This window comes from Adlercreutzia sp. ZJ473, from assembly GCF_013185065.1.
Lineage (GTDB): Bacteria > Actinomycetota > Coriobacteriia > Coriobacteriales > Eggerthellaceae > CAAEEV01.
On the sequence record NZ_JAAVTO010000118.1, the window covers coordinates 1 to 1173 of the forward strand.

General features: G+C 57.8%; 2 protein-coding genes. One reads left to right on the plus strand and one right to left on the minus strand.

The genetic code is table 11. From position 1 onward, the window contains the following. Window positions 1–423: 423 nt before the first annotated feature. Window positions 424–933 carry a helix-turn-helix domain-containing protein gene (locus HRL41_RS11905; protein ID WP_172137206.1) on the plus strand — a complete coding sequence of 170 codons (510 nt, stop codon included), beginning with the start codon at window positions 424–426 and terminating at the stop codon, window positions 931–933. Between the two features lie 49 nt (window positions 934–982). On the opposite strand, the gene HRL41_RS12015 is transcribed toward HRL41_RS11905, so the two are convergent. Then, the coding region (locus HRL41_RS12015; RefSeq protein ID WP_216662684.1) for a hypothetical protein at window positions 983–1173 on the minus strand (191 nt) is incomplete at its 5' end.

Consider the following 1173-nt stretch of genomic DNA (forward strand, 5'->3'; position numbering starts at 1 on the left):
GCGAGGCCGTATTGTCCGAAGTGCACGAAGGCTCATTAATAGCGCGAAGCCTTTTAAGTGATTCTATGGGCTGTCGTTTCTGAAGGCGGTTTCCGAGCAAGGTGCGGGCTTTGCGCCCAAGCGCTGCATGGAAGATGTTGAGGCGAGGAGAATTTTCGCTGCGCTTGACGCTGATGTCATGCAGGCGAAGTTGGAGGAGCGTGCTGCAGCCATTCCGATCGGCAAGGGCTGCTTGTCCTCTGCGAGTGCTAAAGCTGCGCCGAGACCCCAAGCACGGATAGCGGGCTCTGTTTCTGCTGTCTGGCTAATGAGGCGAAATCGAGAGATGTTAATGTGCGTTGCTTGCGGCAACGGGCGGTTTTGCCTTATAAGGGTGACAGCAGCTGCATCAACCGGAGGAGTTGGGAGAAAGAAGGCCGCCCCATGCTGAGCGAGAACATCAAGTCAATGAGAAGGTCGAGAGGGCTTTCCCAGCAAGAGCTTGCGGTGAAGCTGAACGTGGTTCGACAGACGGTGTCAAAGTGGGAGCAAGGGCTGTCGGTCCCTGACGCCGACCTGCTGATCTCGTTGGCGGAAGTGCTTGGGACGTCCGTGAGCACGCTGCTGGGGGAGCGCGTCGGAGAGCCGGAAGCCGATGGCATGAAGGCGCTTTCCGAGAAGCTGGAGGTGGTCAACCTGCAGCTTGCCCGAGGAAAGGTCAGGCGAAGGAGGGCTCTGCGGTGGCTTCTCGCGGCGCTCGTCGCAGCCACGGTGATGTTGTACGCGATCCTGTGTGCGCTGGAAAGTCCCTATCTGGGCTGGAATTACGGCGATCCCGAAACTGCCGTTCTCGGAGTGGGATTCCATGCGGCCGAGTGGCTGTTCGTCAGGGTGGCGCCGATTGTCCTCATCGGTGCGCTCGCCGGCTTTTTCCTGGTGCGTGAGAAAGAGTGAGCTGGCTGGCGGGTCATGGCTCGCCAGCGACTCCAGTTGGCTCGGTCTCTCACCGGCAAGTTCCGAAGAGGCAGCGGATGATATTAGGTTTGCGCGCAGGGGAATGAATAACCGTGAGCGTCAAAACAACTGCGTGATCATAAAGCTCCAAGAGGCCAATCGGAATCCTCTTGGAACTTTCCATGCCATAGGTAGAATCCTCCAGGAGTTTTCCGACTAACAACTTGGAAAGACCTAGGA